At 35.1% G+C, this 20,205-nt stretch carries 22 protein-coding genes; 2 read left to right on the forward strand and 20 right to left on the reverse strand.

What is annotated here, in order from left to right; all coding sequences use genetic code 11:
- Positions 1-24: 24 nt before the first annotated feature.
- The 8 genes from H7K77_RS19725 to H7K77_RS19760 all read right to left on the reverse strand — a co-directional run bounded on the left by H7K77_RS19725 (position 25) and on the right by H7K77_RS19760 (position 4,139).
- Positions 25-99: a YjcZ family sporulation protein gene (locus tag H7K77_RS19725; protein ID WP_186580663.1), complete on the reverse strand. Its 75-nt coding sequence runs from the start codon at positions 97-99 to the stop codon at positions 25-27.
- A 49-nt stretch (positions 100-148) separates the two neighbouring features.
- Positions 149-223, reverse strand: coding sequence for a YjcZ family sporulation protein (locus H7K77_RS19730; RefSeq protein WP_186577709.1), 75 nt, complete (start codon positions 221-223; stop codon positions 149-151).
- Between the two features lie 52 nt (positions 224-275).
- Positions 276-350, reverse strand: coding sequence for a YjcZ family sporulation protein (locus H7K77_RS19735; protein ID WP_186577709.1), 75 nt, complete (start codon positions 348-350; stop codon positions 276-278).
- Positions 351-402: 52 nt separating this feature from the next.
- Positions 403-477 carry a YjcZ family sporulation protein gene (locus H7K77_RS19740; protein ID WP_186580665.1) on the reverse strand — a complete coding sequence of 25 codons (75 nt, stop codon included), beginning with the start codon at positions 475-477 and terminating at the stop codon, positions 403-405.
- A 58-nt stretch (positions 478-535) separates the two neighbouring features.
- Positions 536-610, reverse strand: coding sequence for a YjcZ family sporulation protein (locus H7K77_RS21855; RefSeq protein WP_186580667.1), 75 nt, complete (start codon positions 608-610; stop codon positions 536-538).
- Positions 611-783: 173 nt separating this feature from the next.
- Positions 784-1,824 carry a lactonase family protein gene (locus H7K77_RS19750; protein ID WP_186580526.1) on the reverse strand — a complete coding sequence of 347 codons (1,041 nt, stop codon included), beginning with the start codon at positions 1,822-1,824 and terminating at the stop codon, positions 784-786.
- A gap of 117 nt (positions 1,825-1,941) precedes the next feature.
- On the reverse strand, positions 1,942-2,115 hold the full coding sequence (locus H7K77_RS19755) for a hypothetical protein (protein WP_186580686.1): 174 nt from the start codon (positions 2,113-2,115) through the stop codon (positions 1,942-1,944).
- Positions 2,116-2,213: 98 nt separating this feature from the next.
- The gene (locus H7K77_RS19760) at positions 2,214-4,139 is read right to left on the reverse strand and encodes an ATP-dependent DNA helicase (RefSeq protein ID WP_186580528.1); all 1,926 of its coding nucleotides are present in this window, start codon (positions 4,137-4,139) and stop codon (positions 2,214-2,216) included.
- A 185-nt stretch (positions 4,140-4,324) separates the two neighbouring features.
- On the opposite strand from H7K77_RS19760, the gene H7K77_RS19765 reads away from it, so the two are divergent.
- Positions 4,325-4,492 carry a hypothetical protein gene (locus H7K77_RS19765; RefSeq protein WP_186580529.1) on the forward strand — a complete coding sequence of 56 codons (168 nt, stop codon included), beginning with the start codon at positions 4,325-4,327 and terminating at the stop codon, positions 4,490-4,492.
- Between the two features lie 273 nt (positions 4,493-4,765).
- Here the strand turns inward: H7K77_RS19765 and H7K77_RS19770 are convergent, their stop codons facing one another.
- From H7K77_RS19770 to H7K77_RS19800, 7 genes are all read right to left on the reverse strand, one after another.
- Positions 4,766-5,428 carry an HAD family hydrolase gene (locus H7K77_RS19770; protein ID WP_186580531.1) on the reverse strand — a complete coding sequence of 221 codons (663 nt, stop codon included), beginning with the start codon at positions 5,426-5,428 and terminating at the stop codon, positions 4,766-4,768.
- Between the two features lie 10 nt (positions 5,429-5,438).
- Positions 5,439-5,699, reverse strand: coding sequence for a hypothetical protein (locus H7K77_RS19775; RefSeq protein ID WP_186580533.1), 261 nt, complete (start codon positions 5,697-5,699; stop codon positions 5,439-5,441).
- Between the two features lie 259 nt (positions 5,700-5,958).
- Entirely contained in the window at positions 5,959-6,522 is a 564-nt protein-coding gene (locus tag H7K77_RS19780) for an RNA polymerase sigma factor (protein ID WP_186580535.1), read from the reverse strand.
- Between the two features lie 27 nt (positions 6,523-6,549).
- A complete protein-coding gene (locus tag H7K77_RS19785) occupies positions 6,550-8,520 on the reverse strand; it encodes a DUF6449 domain-containing protein (RefSeq protein ID WP_186580537.1) in 1,971 nt (656 codons plus the stop codon).
- A complete protein-coding gene (locus H7K77_RS19790; RefSeq protein WP_186580540.1) occupies positions 8,495-9,394 on the reverse strand; it encodes an ABC transporter ATP-binding protein in 900 nt (299 codons plus the stop codon). The genes H7K77_RS19785 and H7K77_RS19790 overlap by 26 nt, the downstream gene beginning before the upstream one ends.
- Entirely contained in the window at positions 9,387-9,776 is a 390-nt protein-coding gene (locus tag H7K77_RS19795; protein ID WP_186580542.1) for a GntR family transcriptional regulator, read from the reverse strand. The genes H7K77_RS19790 and H7K77_RS19795 overlap by 8 nt, the downstream gene beginning before the upstream one ends.
- Positions 9,777-10,079: 303 nt before the next feature.
- Positions 10,080-10,685 carry an alpha/beta hydrolase gene (locus H7K77_RS19800; protein WP_186580544.1) on the reverse strand — a complete coding sequence of 202 codons (606 nt, stop codon included), beginning with the start codon at positions 10,683-10,685 and terminating at the stop codon, positions 10,080-10,082.
- A gap of 870 nt (positions 10,686-11,555) precedes the next feature.
- On the opposite strand from H7K77_RS19800, the gene H7K77_RS19805 reads away from it, so the two are divergent.
- On the forward strand, positions 11,556-12,161 hold the full coding sequence (locus tag H7K77_RS19805) for an NAD(P)-binding protein (RefSeq protein ID WP_186580546.1): 606 nt from the start codon (positions 11,556-11,558) through the stop codon (positions 12,159-12,161).
- 164 nt (positions 12,162-12,325) lie between these two features.
- Here H7K77_RS19805 and cobA read toward each other — a convergent pair whose 3' ends face one another.
- From cobA to H7K77_RS19830, 5 genes are all read right to left on the reverse strand, one after another.
- Positions 12,326-13,108 carry a uroporphyrinogen-III C-methyltransferase gene (gene cobA / locus H7K77_RS19810; RefSeq protein ID WP_186580548.1) on the reverse strand — a complete coding sequence of 261 codons (783 nt, stop codon included), beginning with the start codon at positions 13,106-13,108 and terminating at the stop codon, positions 12,326-12,328.
- Between the two features lie 195 nt (positions 13,109-13,303).
- Positions 13,304-13,627, reverse strand: coding sequence for a nitrite reductase small subunit NirD (nirD, locus tag H7K77_RS19815; RefSeq protein ID WP_186580550.1), 324 nt, complete (start codon positions 13,625-13,627; stop codon positions 13,304-13,306).
- Between the two features lie 20 nt (positions 13,628-13,647).
- The gene (gene nirB, locus H7K77_RS19820; RefSeq protein ID WP_186580552.1) at positions 13,648-16,062 is read right to left on the reverse strand and encodes a nitrite reductase large subunit NirB; all 2,415 of its coding nucleotides are present in this window, start codon (positions 16,060-16,062) and stop codon (positions 13,648-13,650) included.
- A gap of 297 nt (positions 16,063-16,359) precedes the next feature.
- The gene (locus H7K77_RS19825) at positions 16,360-17,253 is read right to left on the reverse strand and encodes a VanW family protein (RefSeq protein ID WP_186580555.1); all 894 of its coding nucleotides are present in this window, start codon (positions 17,251-17,253) and stop codon (positions 16,360-16,362) included.
- Positions 17,254-17,395: 142 nt separating this feature from the next.
- Positions 17,396-20,086, reverse strand: coding sequence for an EAL domain-containing protein (locus H7K77_RS19830; protein WP_186580557.1), 2,691 nt, complete (start codon positions 20,084-20,086; stop codon positions 17,396-17,398).
- Between the last annotated feature and the right edge of the window lie 119 nt (positions 20,087-20,205).

Consider the following 20,205-nt stretch of genomic DNA (forward strand, 5'->3'; position numbering starts at 1 on the left):
TACGCTCTAGGTGTTTCCCTTTTTTTAGACTACATAAGATGTGCCTACAATAATTAGTAAGATGAACAGCACTACGATCAATGCAAATCCGTTTTCCATGTCTTCTCACCCCCGAAGTTCGTTGGTTTACGCTCTAAGTGTTTCTTTTTTAGACTACATAAGATGTGCCTACAATAATTAGTAAGATGAACAGCACTACGATCAATGCGAATCCGTTTTGCATGTCTTCTCACCCCCGAAGTTCGTTGGTTTACGCTCTAGGTGTTTCCCTTTTTTTAGACTACATAAGATGTGCCTACAATAATTAGTAAGATGAACAGCACTACGATCAATGCAAATCCGTTTTGCATGTCTTCTCACCCCCGAAGTTCGTTTGGTTTAACCCTCTAGCTTTTCTTTCATTTAGACTGCAAAAGATGTGCCTACGATGATTAACAAGATGAACAACACTACGATCAATGCAAATCCGTTTTGCATGTCTTCTCACCCCCGAAATACGTTGGTTTATTATCTGAATGTCTATATAATATTTTAATTATACAACGTAAGAAGTTCCTATAATAATCAATAGGATAAACAGCACCACGATTAACGCGAAACCGTTTTGCATGTTTTAACACCTCCTGATGTGTTACATTACCTATCCTATGGCATTTATCCAAAAATGAATGGGCAAATGTACAATTTTTTTAAATCTGGGCGATTTTTGAGCAAAAAAAAAGAGCAAGGTGCCCTGAGACTGCTGAATAGATAAGCAGTCTCAGGTGCCCCTTGCTTTTTTGCTTAATTATTTAGAAACTTTACACAGACAGCCTCAGGAACTTCCACTCCTGTTTGCAATAAACTTAATTTTCCTGTTTCTTTGTCCCGTTCAAATAACACTAAAGTATTAGAGTTTTGGTTTGCTACAACCACAAATTCCCCCGTTGGATCAATAGCAAAATCCCTTGGCCAATCACCTTCAGTTGATGTCCATTCTAAGAAAGTAAGTTCTCCAGAGTTTTTATCCACACGGTAACTTGCTATACTGTTATGTCCACGATTGCCAGCGTAAACAAACTCACCATCTGAGGAGATATGAATAGCACTACCCTGACTATTTTCCGTGAAATCTCTTGGAATTGCGGAAAGATATTGTAGTTCCGTAAAACTTCCATCTTCATGATTATAATTTAACGCAATTACCTCATTACTTAGCTCTGTCATTACATAAGCAAATTTTCCATTTGGATGAAAAGTAATATGTCTTGGACCACTTCCTGGCTTTGTTGACAATACATTTACTTCAGTCCATTCACCATTTGCGAAAGAGTAAGTAATAATTCTGTCTGTTCCTAAATCGATTGCTACAATATACTTTTCATCTGGTGTAAAACCTGAAAAATGAAGATGTGGTTTGTCTTGTCTTTCATGAGGTCCAGAACCAGTATGCTTTACTGCAACTCCGGGTTGAACGGAACCATCCTCATTGGTCAGGTAAGATTCAATTACAGTTGTATGATAGTTTGCAGCAACAACTTGGCTATTATCTTGATTAATACTAACGTGGCAAGGAGGCGACCCCTTTGTAGCTTGACTATTTAAAATATCAAGTCCTGCTGAGGAATTAATTTTAAATGCAGTGACACCGCCTTGATCCCCTTCCTTTGAAACAGCATAAAGAAATGTGTTGTCCTCGCTAACCGTTACATATGTTGGATTGCTTAATTCAGCTGCAACCTTTACATCTGTAATTTTCTTCGCGATAGTATCTAACTCAAACGAATAAACCCCTTTACTCTCCGCTTTAGTGTAGGTACCAATATACCCAACAATAGTCGCCATAAATGTAAAACCCCTTCATATGTATGATTGGTTCATTATACCAAAATGCGGATCTTTTATCTAATCCAAGCTTATGCAAGAAAAGGGGTAGACCTTTTAAAGCCTACCCAAATAAATTTATTGCATTTGATTTTGATCGTCTGACTGATTGTTACCACTAGCTATAGCATTTGCGAAAGGGATTGCTTGCTGAGCAACACTACCAATGCCTCTTCCCTTTTTCATACTATAATATGCTGCAGCTCCTATACCAACTGAAGCTATAATTGGGACTATGCGATTTCTTTTCATATTTTTGTACCCCCTAATTAAATTTTCACTATTACTTTGTCCTAATTAAGGGATGTTATTGAAGTTATTTGTTGGAAGAAACTTAGAAACTCTTTCTGTCATTTAAAATTAATTTCAACTGGTAAAACATTGGATATTTCTTCGATATACATCTTTCTTTCTTTATCCTTCATCCATAGCTGGATCATGCCCATATCATTATTACTTCTAATCAATCTTCCTATCCCCTGCCTCAACCTTAATAACATATAAGGGACTTCAACCTCCTTAATTGGATCTTTAACATGATTTCGCTTAGCTTGGAAAACTGGATCATGTGGAGGGAAAGGCAAGGATACAATAATAACTTGTGATAAAGATTCACCAGGAATATCTAACCCTTCCCAAAGATTATAGGAACAGAGTACAGATGTAGTATCTGTTTGGAATTGACGAACAGACTCACTTATCTCTCTGTCTCCTTCGTATATAAAGGAATACGGCCATTTTATGGTTTCTGCCCAGTTTCTAAACGCGTTCATTTCCTCTTTAGTCGAAAATAAACAAAGGGTTCTTCCACCACATTGAATGATTTGCTCTTTTATTTCTAACCATTTGTCACCTTGAGAGCTTTCCATTGATCCTACTATTGTCATCGTGTCATTATAATTAAAGGGTGAATCAACAGCAAAGGAATCAAATGATTTAATTCCCAAACTTTGTGCAATATACGTGAAATCTCCTGCTTGAGACAATGTTGCCGACGAAAAAACAAACGGTATTTCTTGTGAAAATACTTCTTTTTCTAAAATGTCTTCTACTAAACGTGGCATAATCACAAATGTTGATGTTGTTTCATCTTCTTCTAACCAGTAAATACCTTCATCATCCTTGAGCAATATAGATAAACCGTAGGAGTAAAATTCTAAATACTCCTCAATAATCTTGATGTGATATTCTTCTATGGTAAACATTTCAGAATCAAATACAAGCTGCTCCAATAGCTGAGTCACTTTCTCATCTAACTCTTGAACGATTCGGTTAACAAAGTTCGTCTTTTCCACCTGTTGACGAATAGATCCGGCAATTTCTGTTGCATTTTCACTTAAATGCTCAAACAACTTTTCATTTAATTCAAGTATATCTTCAATAAGATATAAAGACTCTTCCCGGACATCCTGGCTCATATAACCTGTAAGAATAGTGTGCAAAGCATCAGAGTTGAACCGATAAGTCAATCCTTTTTGTGCAGCAAATTCCAGCAAATGGCCCTCGTCAAAAATAACACTACTTGCTTCAGGAAGTAACGGCATTTGTCCTTCCCTTTTTCTAGAGTCTTTCGTCCAAACGTGTTCCATGTAAAAGTCATGAGAGCATATGATTAAATCCGTTGCATGACGGTAATACTCTCGATTCAAGGTTTGTCCACTTCTGTGTCGCCAATCACAAGTAGAACATTGTTGTAATGGATCCCAAGCAATTTTTTCCCATTTTTCATTAGATACCCATGGATATTCTTTTCTATCTCCATACCTTTCGAAGGATTGCATAGAACTTCCTTGGTCAAATACGAAATCGGGAATTTGTTCATGAACATTCAATATATCTGAATCGTCTGTTTTATTTGCAAGTGGATCTAATTTTTTCAAACAAATATATTGCTCTCTAGCCTTTGCTAGCCTAACGTCAATCTTTAATCCTAAAGCTTTTTCTAGCTTATCGATATCACCATTCTCTTTCACAAGCTGTTCAATTAATGTTTCATCTGCGCAGGAAATAATCGCGGGCTTTCTTTTGTATCTTGCATAGCAAATTGCATATAATAAGTAGACAAAAGTTTTCCCTGTCCCTACTCCTGCCTCTGCAAATATTATAGATTTGTTCTTAAAGGCTTTCTCCAATTGGTAAGCCATGTATATTTGTTCGTCCCTTAGTTCAAAACCTTGTTCAGGTAAAATATCATAAAAGACATCCCCTACATAATCACCAAGGCGCTCAAAAAAGTTTTCTTGTTTAGAGATCGAAAATGGAAGTGCTTGCGTCATGTTTTTTCTCCTTTATCATCCGTTTATAACGATACAGCATTCTTAATAATAGCAGAAATCGTCTCCCTATGACCACATATGTAAAAATCTATTCATCTTTTTTTATAATGTTAATATTAAGTGTCCGTTTAAAATGGATTCCATATACTTCTTTAGTGGACTTTATAATTAGAAAGGGGCATCGTATGGGGAGTAAGTTCCGTTCTTTCGTAACAGAAAAATTATATACGAAGAACTATGGTGGGAGATATCTCTATAGCATAGATGGATTATCACAAACTGAAGGTTGCAAAATTTCGGGATGGCAATACGGTCGAAATGCATATAATGCAAAGTTAATTCCAATCTTATAGATCACCGATTACACACTTTACTCGTAACCATATGGAGTTTATTAAATCAGTGGTAAATATTTGAACAATAAAATAGGCACCTGACTAATCAGGTACCTTTCTCGTTTTGCGGCGAAGAACCACCGTCCACATACGGCGTTCTATTATAAGCATGTTCTTCGTCTTACGCAAAATAGCTCATCGCAACTGCTTAACTATATCATGCCATCTTCCATTACACAATGGTAATTTCATACAACTAATAAAATACATAATGGTGTAAATTAACGAAAATTACTTATGCTTGTATACTATTTGAAGTAGTTCAAGTAAATTATCAATAGCATAGTCACTAGGAACCTGCTTGTGTTCACCATTGATTTTCCATATGCTAACCATCCCTAGATCATTTGCTGGCTTTATATCATTTAGCGGATGATCTCCTACATAAGCAGCCTCAACAGGATCAATATTTAACTGGTTCAGACATTTGTGAAATAATCGATGGTCTGGCTTCTTTATTCCTTCTTGCTCAGAAATTAGTATAGTATCAAAATACGACTCCATTTGTAAGGCTTTTATGTTATTCAATTGAAAACACGTCTTCCCATTAGTAATCATTCCTAATTTATATGAACGTTCTTGTAGTTCCTGAAGTGTACCTATTGCGCCTGGGAATGGGACTACCGTATTACTAAAATTCGTTATATAATCCTGCAAAAGTACATTCCAACTTACTGTATGTATATCATTCTCCTCTAAAAGCTGTTGATATACTTTGTCTTTCCATACATAACCGTTTTGGTCTAACTCAATAAATCTTTCCAAATAACTTGACTTTGTCATTACCTTTAGATCGTTATAGAAACGCTCATATTGCTTCGATACAAATTTTTTCACGGACAGTTTCCTATCCAGTAATGTCCCATCTAAATCAAAAATAATTGCTCGAATCATTTTAATCCCTTCAGACTTTAATTTTTTTACTTATCCATAAAATAAATAATATAAATAACCCTATCGTAAAAGGTAATGCACCGATTAGGCTAATTCCCATCCCTTCAAATCCTCCGATTACCTGAAGACCAACTAAATAAATGATAATACCTAACATACAAGATAGAAATCCCCACATATAAGATGACTTTTTTCGGAAACAGTAAATACTACTAATCGAAAAAATAAATAATAATGTCCATGGTAGTATGACAAATAGAATTTCACTCAATTTTATTTCACCTTCTAGTTTAATTCTAAAAATATCGTAATGTGTGTATTTCCAAATTCGACATTTTTAACTCAAATCCTTTTTTTCATTATTTTTCAATCTAAGTTTCTTTATTACAGGATAATAAAGAAACACGTACTCTTTTCTTTAAGATGTGAAAATTTGCTCCTTGATCATTGCTCAGAGCGTGGTAGTTAGCAGCAACAAGCTATTTGAAAAGCACTTTATATAAAGAAAGAACCTAATCCGAGGATTAGGTTCAAGCACTTATTATATTATTCGTTATGTTCACTTCCTTACTTTCAACCTGGTCTTGTAAAATCTTTCTTGCACGATAAAGTCTGGTTTTCACTGCTGACAAAGAAATATTTAATTGTCTAGCAATTTCCTCATCTTTATAATCCTTAAGATATTTTAAGAAGAAAACATGACGAAGCTTCGGACTTAGCTGAATTACTTCTTGATTAAGTTGATCGATTCTTATTAATCTATCTACCTCTTTATCCACTACAAGTAATGGAGCAAGACTTTCCAAATCTGTATATAATACATCATCGATAGAAATGCATGACTGCTTTCGCTCTTTTCTTAAAGTATCAATAGCCGTTCTTGTTGCTATCGTAGTTAACCATGCACAAACTTTATAACTTTCTTTTAAGTCATTTATATGTTTGTAGGCTTTTATAAATGTTTCTTGTGCAATATCTTCGGCTAATTGAGAATCTTTAATAATGTACCATGCTGATTGATATACTTTTCGATAAAATGACTCATAAATATAATTAAAATCGATAGTTTTCGATTCTCCCCCTGTTAATTCCACGTCGCCCTTCCTCCCCTCATTTTAACCTCACTCTAAATATTCAGTAACAAATTCAGGTAAAAGCTTTTTTTCCATTGTCATAACATAAGGTTCAGGTTCACCCGGTATATATAATCCAACTAAGGATAAATTGTTTTCATCATATCCCCTATAGACACGGGATAGATTATTCAGAATCTGTTTCTTTTCTTCTTCTTTTGTTATAAATAAAATATCTTCAGATGATTCACTTTCGTGTAATAACTGATCATAGCCATTTTCATCATTTGCATCCACTATACCAATCCTACTAACCTCATCTGACACTAAAAATGCATCATTATAATAGCCATTTTGTTGCAACCAATTATCCATGTTCTCAAAGCTAGTTTCGTATTCAATTAAGAAAGTATCGTTATCGTCCATTAATATTTCTATAGATGTTAAACGTACTCTAGGATTAGTTACTTCATCTGCTGTTTTATCGTAAATGTCTTGTTCAATCTGGTTTAAAACTTCTTCAATTTCATTCGGCTTTACAATGGCAACCTTCTTATTCCCAACCGGATCAGCACTAAATGTAATTTTACTGACACGATTCGGCTCTACACCAAGAACAGGGTTTGTATAGTCCTTATATTGTTTAGACTCATAAACAGGTTCAATATATGGATTTAATTTTTCTTCCATTATAATTGGATATTCTCTTACTACTTTTTTACCGTTCTTTAATTGATAAGCAATATACATTTGTCGATAGTAAGTTTCATTAAAATGGTTTCTTCCAGTCATGTCGATTAATTGACGATGAAGTGCACGAGCCGCATTAATGGATACTTCTGTATCTAAAAAATTCTCCCCTGTTACTTCGTGGTCTGTATTTTCAACATATTGGTAAGGATACTCACCTACATAAACTTGTTCTATTTCGTTAATTTCAGGTATTCTGTTCTCATAACCAGTTAAATCGAACGAGATTATTAGAAAAATACAAGTTATTCCTATTGTGTAGTAAAGGTATCCTTTCCAACTACGATATATTCGCCAAGTTTTCTGGAGTAACATCTCAGCTAGCAGATAACCTACTAACGAGCCGATTAAATAACCAATCAATACCCAGTAATCATGGTTCTGTGTTTCACCATAGTAAAAGCCACCTAACATTGTCGTACAAAATGTCACGCCATATTTAAAAATTGGCCTTAGCTGCGGATAGACTAATGCCTGTGACGCTGCCTCTAATTTTCTCCTTTTATAAAATTGAACAGACAATAAGTACAGAACAACCGTAATCCCAATATAAATAACTGCTTTTAGTAAAGAAAAGTGAAACTCGTAATATTGCACAAAGTCAGTAATCGGAGAAAACTCTGAAACTTGAAATGTCCAATAGTATCCTTCAGCAAATCCAATTAGAAGGAAGTCCAGGTTAAAGTAGGATAAGAATATGAATCCTGCTGGAAATAATATAATGATATAAGTTAAAACACCTTGAACAACCGAAATTCCAGTGATTACACCAACGAAGATAGTTGTGATAAACATAAGAATTGTTACGATAATGGTGACACCTAACCAGTAACCAAGGTCTATATAGTTAAAATAGTTACTTAAATCTACTATTCCATCCATTATTGCTAGACAGATAGCTGTCAGCAGTACCGGCAACAACAATAAAATGATCCCATTTATAATATGGTGGTTGAGTAATTTTGTTCTCTTAATTGGTAGACTATGAATAAAATCTGATGCAGTCTTCACTTGCAAATATCTTAGTAAAAAAACCCCAAGTAAAACAGGAGCAATGAACATACTTAATATTTGTACCTCAGGATGATAATTAAATAGATTTGTATCATCTAAATAATAGTTAGTAGGATCAATACTTGTTTCTCTCATTAACAATTCTAATGGCAGCGCAAAAATCAGAACTACTAAATAAAGAACACCTATCCAACCTGATTGACGAAGATCCCGTTTTCCAACTTCTTTCTTATACCAAGATGTTTTCAATTGCATAGCCAGCATCCCCCATCTCATAAATAAATATTTCCTCAAGGGTTAACGGCAACAGGTCATAAACTACCGGTTTATATTTCGTTATGATTCTATCAATCTCGTGTTCCTGTCCTCTAACAATAAACAAAATAACGCTTCCTCGTTTTTCTTGATACAACAATTCTACCTCAGTAAGTAGAACTGCTGGCATCTCACCCTTGAATGCTAATTGGACTTTATGTATGTCAGACTTCAAATCATCTAGATCCTTTTCTAATATAAACGTTCCCTGATGAAGAATCCCTACATAATCACAAATATCTTCTACTTCTCTTAAATTGTGCGAGGAAATGATTACTGTCATCTCCCTTTCCGCTACATCTTGAATTATTAGATTTTTGATTTTTTGGCGAATGACAGGATCCAAACCATCAAACGGTTCATCTAGAATTAACAATTGAGGCATTGCACACAATGCCAACCAGAAAGCTACTTGGCGCTGCATCCCTTTTGAAAATCTTTGAATCTTCTTATTTATATCTAGGTTCAAAATCAGTTGCATCTTATCAAATCTGTCTTGATTCCAATTCGGATAAAAATCCTTATAATAGCTCGCCATTTGTTTTACCGTATATTGAGAAAAGAAATATAGAACATCAGGGATAAAGATTATACCTTCCTTTATAGATGGGTTTTCAAAAACGATAGCCTCATTTACTAACACGCTTCCTTGATCCTGTTTAAAAATACCAGCTATCATTTTCAATAAAGTTGTTTTACCAGCACCGTTCGATCCAAGCAACCCATATATAGAGCCTCTATTTACATGTAGCGATATATTATTTAATACAGACTCACTTTCAAATTTTTTACTAACATTTGTTACATTAATCATTTGGATATCCTCCTCCACCAAGGACCTTAACTTCATCAATAAGCGAATATAAATCGGCCTCGGAGACTCCAATAAATAATGCTTCTGCAATTAGTTTCTTCAATTCCTCTTTCATTTTCTTTAACTCCTCCGTGTTATCCGTTTTTGAAGACTTATTGACAAAGCTTCCTTTACCTTTTATTGAATAAATATATCCTTGAGTTTCTAACTCTCTATATGCTTTTTGAATCGTATTTGGATTAATTGTTAGTTGTTGCGCAAGTGTTCGTACAGAGGGAAGTTTTTCATCTTCCTGTAGCACATCATTTATGATCAACTCTTTTAACTTATCAACCAACTGCTCATAGATTGGTTTTCTACTTCTTAAATCAAGATCAAACATTCCATCCCCCCTCGCAACTGTATCAGCTGTACTAATATATATAATACAGTTAAAGTATATATTACCATTTTCATTTTGTGAAGTACCCATTTTGGTTAAATTTATAATTTACATATAATTAAAATATCTCCAACTCTATAAAAGTGGCGCATCTTAGCGCAGTTAAATAATGCCTTTATGCTGATTTAACCTAGCATTATCAAAGAAACTCTATCTGTTCTAAGGTAATAAGAAGAAACAAAAAAAGGATAGATGCCGTAAGTTTGTTTACAACATCTACCCTTTTTCGTTTGATTTTTCCAATTAAAAAAATTTATCGTACCATACCTTCGCAGCTTCTACTTCCGTACGTGTTAATTGATGCCCATTATTTTCCCAATGCACCGTGACATTTCCTCCACTATTTTCTAGTAAAGATTGAAGATCAATCGACTCTTGTTCGGTACAAAGAGGATCATTATGACCAGCTGAAATAAATACTTCGGTTCCGTCAAGGTTTGGTAATTCGACACCGCGTCTAGGTACCATTGGATGATGAAGTACTGCTGCCATTAGTGTGTTTTCAAAATGGAATAATAGGCTACCAGCAATATTAGCTCCGTTTGAATAGCCAATTGCAACGATATTATCTCGGTCGAATCCGTACTGATTCGAGGCTTCATCTAAGAAATCATTCAATTCCTTAGTACGAAATATTAAATCCTCCTCATCAAATACTCCCTCTGCTAAACGACGAAAAAACCTTGGCATCCCATTTTCAGACACATTACCCCTTACACTTAGCACCGCTGCCTCGTCATCTATCATAGACGCAATGGGCAATAAATCCTGCTCTGTTCCACCCGTGCCGTGTAATAACAATAAGGTGGGTTTCGATTTATCTATTCCTTCTTTAAAAATATGTTTCATCCTATATCCTCCAAACTAAAATTAAAAGCGAATATTAATCTTGATTTCGAGATAATTATATAATTTATAAAATTAATATGTCAAACCATCCATCTATTCTACCCAAAGGCTTTACATACATACTCCGTTGCTTTTTTTATTGCATAGTTGAGATAAAATCTGCAGTAACTAAGTTCTATATTTTTTAAGTGAATGTTGGATAGCCGTTCCGGAAAAATACTACGCTTTCCGCGGGCTCGCGCTGAGCCTCCTCGGTCGCCAAGAGCGCTCCCTGTGGGGTCTCACCGTCTTCGCTGTTCCCGCAGGACAAGGAATGCTACGGAAGCGATACATCGCACGAAGAAAATTGGGTTGTATTTTCGAGGAGTCTCCGTATATTTCCTCCACTTATGATAGGCTTTCTGCATTTTAAGTGATGTCATACTATTTTTAATGCTTTGTTGAGTAAATGATCTACACTGAGCTGCGGAAAAATGCGAGACTCCTGTGGGAAAGGAACAGTCTGAAGACCCCACAGTGAGCAGTCTTTGCGAGCGAGGAGGCTGAAGCGTTCCCCACGGAAAGCGAGCGTTTTTCCGCAGCGATGGTTTAGCATTCATCCTATATAATGAATGTAGGTCTTAGGACTTTACTTCGCTTTCTATAGACATTACGAATAAACAGCATTTTTTAGAACACATCTCTCCTATGTTCATTAGTGGCTGTTTCTATTACCATTGTAATTTTATCTTAATTCGGTCAAGAATTTATCCTGTATCATGAATCATTAGATTGAAGGCTACTATTGGTCGTTATACAATAGAAGGAGAATCATAAAGATCACTAGAATAAATAATCAATATAGTACATTACTAATAGGAGCCGAAATGAATGAGTATTATTCCGTTAATGATTGACATGAAAGACAAAAAGGTAGTAGTTGTAGGAGGAGGAAAAGTTGCGGAGAGACGAGTATCATCCCTACTAGATATGAAATGCAATATCTTTGTGATTAGCCCTGCAATAACTGATAGATTGCAAAGTTACCATAATAAAAAATTAATCCAATGGAAGGAGAAATATTTCTCCAAAAGTGATCTTGATGAGGCTTTTCTAACTATAGCAGCTACCAATGATACAGCTGTTAATAAAGAAGTTTCAATATCTATACCACCAAATTCATTAATTAATACAGTGGATTCTGCTGAACAAGGTAATGTCCAATTTCCTATTCAAGTAAAAAGAGGTAAACTCTCTATCGCTGTGTCGACCAATGGCGCTAGCCCAACACTTGCTAAGAAGATCCAACAAGAATTAGCAAAACAATACGATACCCAATACGAAGGGTACGTCGATTTTTTGTATAAAGCACGTGTCCAAGTAAAGAAAAGTAACCTTCCTCCCAAAGAAAGACAACAAATTCTTAAAGAACTTGTATCTAACAGCGAATATAAACACCCTTTAAAACAAATGGAATGGCTTAATAAGAATAAATAAGAAATGACTTGCACCCTTTTATAGCTCGGAACAGCATGCGACCGAAGACCCCGGAAGAGCGTTCTTTGCTATGCGAAGACTAAGGCCATGCACACCAAATAAATTAGGGAGAAATTAAAAAATAACAACTGACAATTAGTTGTTATTTTTTACGTTTCAAATTTTTAATAGGCCTGTTTTAGGACACTTTCCATTTCTTTTTTATGAATGATTTTTAGATTGTTTAATTTTTCCCTAAAACGAACCACTTCGCCTACGATAATCATTGCTGGGTTTGAAATTTCTTCTTTTTCAACAATACTACAAATGGAATCAATTGTCCCGATTACAGTTTTTTGCTCCGATGTGGTTCCTTGTTGAATAATGGCAATGGGTGTCTTTTTACCCTTCCCATTTTTTATTAATTGATCACAGATATATGGTAAATTGCCTATTCCCATATAGATTGCAATAGTATCTACAGCTTTTACCAATATATCCCATTTCACATCAGTTGGTTTTCCCTTTTTACAATGTCCTGTAACAATAGCAAAAGAACTGCCAAGATCACGGTGAGTGATTGGTATATCAGCATAAGCTGGAGCTGCGATTCCTGCCGTAACACCAGGTACTACTTCATATTCCAACCCTTGTCTAGCTAATGCTTCTACCTCTTCTGCTCCCCGTCCAAATACGAAGGGATCTCCGCCTTTAAGCCTTGTTACAATCTTACCTTGTTTCGCATATTTCACAAGCAAATGATTAATTGTTTCTTGCTTCATCGTGTGGAATCTTGGCAGTTTGCCACAGTAGATTAAATCCGCCGTAGGCTTTGCTTCCTCTAGCAACTCTCGATTGATTAATCGGTCATATAATATAACATCTGCTTCACGGATACATCGCAATGCTTTTACTGTTATTAATTCAGGGTCACCAGGACCACCACCAACCAAATATACTTTACCCATAATAGCCCCCTTAACCGGTCCTTACTAATGATTGAAATTATGCAATCCTTTAAATAATGTTTACTTTTTACGACTATGTTTAACCCCATCTTTTGACCTCTAACTATTAAAACAAAGTCGAGAAGCACTCCCCCAAGCACTTCTCGTATAATCCAATCATTTCTAATCCATATAATTCATCAAATACAAGCATCTCTATGACTTTAGCAATAGATAAACTAATTCATTTTCAATTTCAGTTTCAAAGGTTTGAACACAACCCTCATCCGGTTCTTGAACCTTTCCATCCTTCACACTAATTTTCCAATCGTGCATTGGACAAAAGACATGCTCTCCACTTACAAACCCCTCAGCTAACACGCCACCACGATGGGGACATTTGTTTTCTATTGCACGAATCTCTCCGCTATCTAGTTTAAAAACAGCCACCTCTTGATCCTCTATTACAACAGTCTTTCCAAAACCTTCTGGAAGATCTTCGTAATTACCAACAAGTACTCTTCGAAGTGTTTTTTCCATTTTTCATTCCCCCCAACAATTTATTTAGCTTCTGCTGCTACGTTAACCTTTTCATAAAGATCCCTAAGTAAAGTCGGATTTTCAATCGTTTCTTTCCATGGTTCCTTGATTACAGATAATGCTTCTTCCATACGAGCATAATATTCCGCTCGTTTTACTTTATCTTCTACAATAATGGCCTTGACGTGTTCAATACCTACACGTTCTACCCAAGCAGATGTTCGTTCTAAATAATTAGCTTCCTCCCTATAATATTGAAGAAAGGCCCCTACAATCTCCATTAACTCTTCACTCGTTTTAACTTTACACAGAAGGTCTGCTTTTCTCATCTCAGTACCTCCATTACCACCTACATGGATTTCCCATACACCATCTAGACCAACAACACCCACATCTTTCACGGCACCTTCCGCACAATTCCTCGGACACGCAGAGACACTCATTTTGATTTTGTGTGGTGTATTTAATCCTTCAAATTTTTTCTCTAGATCGACACCCATTCCTACAGAATCCTGTGTACCAAATCGGCAGAAGCTTGCTCCAATGCATGTTTTCACTGTACGTAAGCCTTTTGCATAGGCATGCCCCGATGGCATGTCTAAGTCAGCCCATATACTAGGTAGATCCTGCTTTTCAATGCCTACTAAATCTATTCGTTGCCCACCTGTAAGTTTTATCATTCCAACTTCGTATTTATCAGCTACATCGGCAATCTTTCTTAAATCATCAGAATTGGTAACCCCTCCGTACATTCTAGGAACAACCGAATACGTACCATTCTTTTGAATGTTGGCATGTAATCGTTCATTTACAAATCGTGATTCTTTCTCATCCACATATCCTTTTGGATTTAACATTCCCATATAATAATTTAATGCAGGCTTACATTTCGAACAGCCACCTTTAGATGTCCACCCTAAAACATCTCTTACTTGCTGTGTATTTGTTAACCCTTTCTCTTTTATTTTGGCAATTACTTCATCTTTCGTTAAGGTCGTACACGCACAAATACTTTCTTTTTGGTCAGCACTATATTCATCACCTAATGTTAATTTTAGTAAATCATTCACTAAGGACTTACAAGTTCCACAAGACCTAGATGCATTTGTATGGCCCTTAACCTCTTCAAGAGTAGTAAGGTCTTTTGTTTTTATTGCTTCTACAATCGTGCCCTTGGTTACCCCATTACAGCCACAAATAACTTCATCCTCTGGCATGGACGCAACAATATCGGATTCCGATTCATCACTAGACGTTGACTCCAAATACTCTTCAACTCTAGCGCCCTTTTTAATGAAGCTTAATAGTTTTGTTCTTTCTTTCGTATCACCAAAAAGAACTGAACCAGTTAATATGCCATCTTCTACTACTACTTTTTTATAAACCCCATTCCACTCATCATACAATTTGATAGCTTTTGAGTTTTCATCCTCGTTTATTTTTCCTGTTGAAAACACATCTACACCTGAAACCTTAAGTTGCGTTGAAAGTACAGAGCCTTGATAACCTTTATCATCAACTCCGCAAATGCGTTTTGCTAAAGCTTGACCTTGTTCATATAATGGTGCAACTAACCCGTAAACCATTTGACGGTGTTCCGCACATTCCCCGACAGCAAATACATTCGGTACATTTGTTTCCATGTAGTCATTCACTACAATACCGCGGTTTACTTCAATACCACTTTCGTTTGCAAGTGCAACATTTGGCTTAATACCTACAGCCATTACGACCAAATCTGCATCTATGCTATCTCCATCTTTAAACTTTAATCCAGTAACCCTTTTTTTACCTGTTATTTCTGTGGTACTTTTATTTAAAAGAAAGTTCATTCCTTGCTGTTCTAATTCTTTTTGTAATAATTCTCCGGCTGCGCGATCTAATTGACGTTCCATTAAGAAATCACTAATATGAATGACATCAACATCCATCCCGAGATTTAATAATCCACGGGCAGCCTCGAGTCCAAGCAATCCTCCGCCTATAACAGCTGCTTTTTTATATTTTCTAGAATATTCAATCATCTTTTCGCAATCTTTTATATCCCTAAATGCTGTTACACCTTCTTTGTCTGCACCCGGTAAAGGTAACATAAAAGGATTTGATCCAGTTGCAATAATTAAATAATCATATGCTTCTTGACGGTCTTTATCCGTTAGAACAAGTTGTTTTTCTTTATCAATGTTGATTACAGTTTCACCGGGATATAGTCTAATATTGTTATCCTCGTACCATTGCCATTCATTTAATGTAATATCACTAACTTGTGTATCACCTTGGAGTACCTTTGATAGTTGGATTCTATTGTAATTTGGATATGGTTCTGTTCCAAATACAACTATATCAAACTGATTTGGTTTTCTTTTTAACAACTCTTCCACTGCACGAATTCCTGCCATCCCATTCCCAATCAACACTAACCTTTGCTTTGGCATTTCGTTAAGCCCTCCATCCAATTTTAATTTTTCTGAAAACTTCTATTAGGTACAGAATACAGGGATTTCAGGATGGCAACAAACAACTTGTCAGGTTTTCTAACAAGTACAGGAATCTTAAATACATGTTTTGCAACCGCTTTATTAAAGTGAATCAAAAATGCGAAAAATCCAGCAATCACAACTGTTTAAGGGCATTATTTAAACATGTAAATTTAATACTTATTTTAATCAAAAAAATGATTATATAGTCCTACACAGGATCTTTACCATCATTCACTTCACTAATTGGGGATTTTACTCTCCTACTTCAATCTCCCTCGGTAAATCTTCGATCGCTTCAGGAACTTCCCTTTTTAATGGCTTTACATTATTGGAAGAAAAAATTGAAATGGTTACAACACCATTTTTTGCCTTTGCTCTAATAAGAATCGGTTGTTGATAATTATTTTGAAAGGAAAAGTCGGGCCCATACCAACTAACCGTTGCATCTCGTTTTGGTGGAACATATGGGACACTTTTACTATGTGAATACCGTTCCGTCACCTTTAATCCTGCACGGTCTATTGCGTTGTACAAAGTAGACGAAACTTGGCATATCCCTCCTCCAATATCCTCTACTAGTTCACCTTTTACAATGACAGGGGCAGGTAAATATCCTTTCTCTTTTGTACGCTTACCAACAATTCGATTAAACGAAAATGTTTCGTTTGGAAATACTACAACATTATTGATTGCTTTTGCAGAAAGGGAAACATTTTTTGATCTTTCTTTATTTCCAGAATTATAATAGGTAACATATTCACTGATTTGATTATCTCTAATGGAATCCAATAACTCTCCATCCACTCTAGGATAAATAGTTCGAATTGGTACCTCCATACTAGATAATTGTTTAGTGTAAAGAAAGCGATAGAACTGTTCCTTAAACAGGCTCTGATCTAACATTTGTCCGGACTTTCCAGGAATGATGTTACCTTTTTCATCTAACTCTGCATTTATTGGCTCTATTGTAACTTTATTGTTAATGGAAGAAATCAGTTCTTCTACTTTTCTTGATTCAATTAATCCTACAAAAGGAACTATATAATCTTCTTTTACAGCTTCTGTAATTGGTTCATCCTTATAGCTGATATCCAGGTGACTCGTACTAGAAGTTGCTATAAAAATGGACATGATCACGGAATACATAAAAAAACCTCCCTTTTTTGATAGTATTCACTCTTACTACTAAAATCATGTAGATTCACCTTTGATCAAGTTGTTTTGTCTAAAAAAAAGTAGTCAGGAAAATTTTTAAAGCAATTTTCCTGACTACTTTTTAAAGCTATAATTAGTTTTTACTCTCTTCTAAGAAAGCATGATCACATTGTTTCAATAATAGCGTTACATCTGCTACTTGTAATGGTTTACTATAATAAAATCCTTGAATAATATGGCAACTCATTTCACGAAGGATTGTCATTTGTAATTCTGTCTCGACACCTTCTATCACTATTATGTAATTTAACTGATTAGCTAATGATACTAAAGAAGCTAGAACTGCATCATTTGCTGTCCCATAACCGATTTTATCTACAAACTCTTTGGCAATCTTAATGGTATCAATCGGAAGTGTTGTTAAATAAGATAAGGAAGAGAACCCTGTGCCAAAGTCATCTAATGCAACTAGGACTCCTATTTCTTTAAGTTCCATTAATTTAGAAATAGCTGTCTCCATATTATTAATTGCTATTGCCTCTGTGATCTCGATAACAAGGTCATGTGGATTCAATTGATTTTTTCTTATTACATGTTTTACTTGCTCAATTAAATCCCTCTCTTGAAAAAACTGTTGTGGTGAAATATTAACGGAAATTTTCAAATCATACCCTAAACCTTTCCATAATTTCAACTGTTTACAAGCTTCTTCTAATACCCATTCATTTAAAGAAAAAATCACACCATTTGCCTCGGCAATAGATATAAATTCACCTGGTGAAATTATCCCTAAATCAGGATGATTCCACCGGACCAATGCCTCTACCCCTACAATTTTCTCAGACACCGTGTCAATTTGTGGCTGATAGTAAACTTCAAACTGATTATTTAATATAGCAGTATGGATATCCTTCTCAATAGTTAATTCACGTAATGACTTTGAATCACTAGACACCCTATATGATTGGAAATGGTTTTTCCCATTTCTTTTCACCCGATACATGGCCATATCAGCATTTTTCATTAAATCCTTCGTTGTATTTGCATCATCAGGAAATATAGAAATACCAATACTAGGTGTAACATTAATTCTCCGGTTATCCACAAAAAATGGTTCATTCAGTTTGGCTATTAAACTTTCAACCTTCGAAAAAACTTCTTCCTCATTTGAGACATACTTTATTAAAATAATAAATTCATCGCCACCCTGTCTAGCCACGACATCTTCACTATTTATGTGCATTTTAATTCGATTTCCGATTTCTCTTAAAAGAGTGTCCCCGATAGCATGTCCTAATGTATCATTAATAACTTTAAAATGATCCAAATCAACAAATAAAACGGCAAGCTTTTTTTCAGACATAGCTACTAACTCTACGGCGGAATTTAATTCTTTTTCAAAATATCTTCTATTCGGCAAATTTGTTAAAGGGTCGTGATTAGCTAGATACTTCTGACGTTCTTGGCTTAATTTGATTTCGCTAATGTCTTGCGCAATGCCGTACACACCTTCAACTTCATCACTTACAAATATAGGGATGTAAGTAATACTTAGATACCTAACATCCTTTTCACTATAAGGATAAGTAATGATATGGTGGCTAGATGATCCTTTTTTAGCTTGCAAGAAGCAATTCAATACTTCATATCTGGCCTCTAAAGGAAAAATTGAACAAATAGATTTTTTGATCAATTTATCATGCGATACTCTTAGAAACTCTGTAGCCTTGTTATTAACAGTAATAAACTTCCCTTTTAAATCCAATGAGAACACCGCATCTGTGTTATGTTCAAATAAAGAACGGTATCGTTGCTCATTAACCGATAACTTTTTCATTTGTTCTGTAGAAAGCGAGAGCAATTTTTTGTTTTCCATTATCGCAAAAATTTGCCTACACAGTATCAGAACAATTGTAATAGAAGTACCTAACAGAACAGAGAATTCGGTGTTACCTAACATAAAGATTATTAGTCCAATTACATAAACATACGGTAATAATATACGTAACAAGCTTCTATTTTCCACTATAAGCAACGATTGTTTTTCCAACATTTCTTTCCTATTAAACTTTAACCGAATAAATCCTGCCAGTGCGAACAGAGTATAGGAAAGAAGATATAAAAGATCAATTAATCCCCAAGAATTATATCCCTCTTGAGATTGTATATATAGAAAAGCGGAGTCCGAAAGAGCTAAGACAAATAACCCAAGCGAAATATAAAGTTGACTATTCTTTACACGAGCATAGGTGCCGTCTAGATAAAATCCAACTGCTAACAGCAAGAGTAATAAATCTCCGATTGGATAGCCAATAGCCACCAACAAGTTTACTCCTGTAAATTCTGGGGATTGAATAATTGGTTTCACAATAAAATAGTAGCTAAATGTAGAAGCTACTGCTATAACAATAGCTATATCAAGCATATATCTGAATATAGCTGAATTTTTCTTTTCGATAATTATCTTATATGTAAACGCACTTAATAGGAAAAAGTAATTAAAATAATAAAACAGATCGGGTAACCCCGGGTATGGTACATTAACTTGTAAATATATTTCATATACATCCCATATAATTTCAGCTAAGAAATTACTAATGTTCCCAATAGAAATCAACAACCAAAAAGGTTTTTCAACTTTATCTACTTTTCGATAAGCCTTATAAAGCCAGATACTAGCTAGTAATGGTGAAAAAGAAAAAATAATCTCTATAATAAAAACAACAAAATCCATATCTAAGGTAAAGCGATAGAATCCTAAATACAAAAACAACAAGCTGATAAATAATATACATGTCGTTACAAAGGTTAGTTTGCTCCTCATGTTCCACCCTCCATGCCCACCAACAAATTGTTATACCTTTGCAAAAAAACTTCCCTACTATACAAGGAAAGGGAAGTTTTTATCGGATAACACAGTTATGGAAACTTAATAGGATTTGT

It is taken from the genome of Aquibacillus kalidii (assembly GCF_014280935.1).
GTDB lineage: Bacteria > Bacillota > Bacilli > Bacillales > Amphibacillaceae > Aquibacillus_D > Aquibacillus_D kalidii.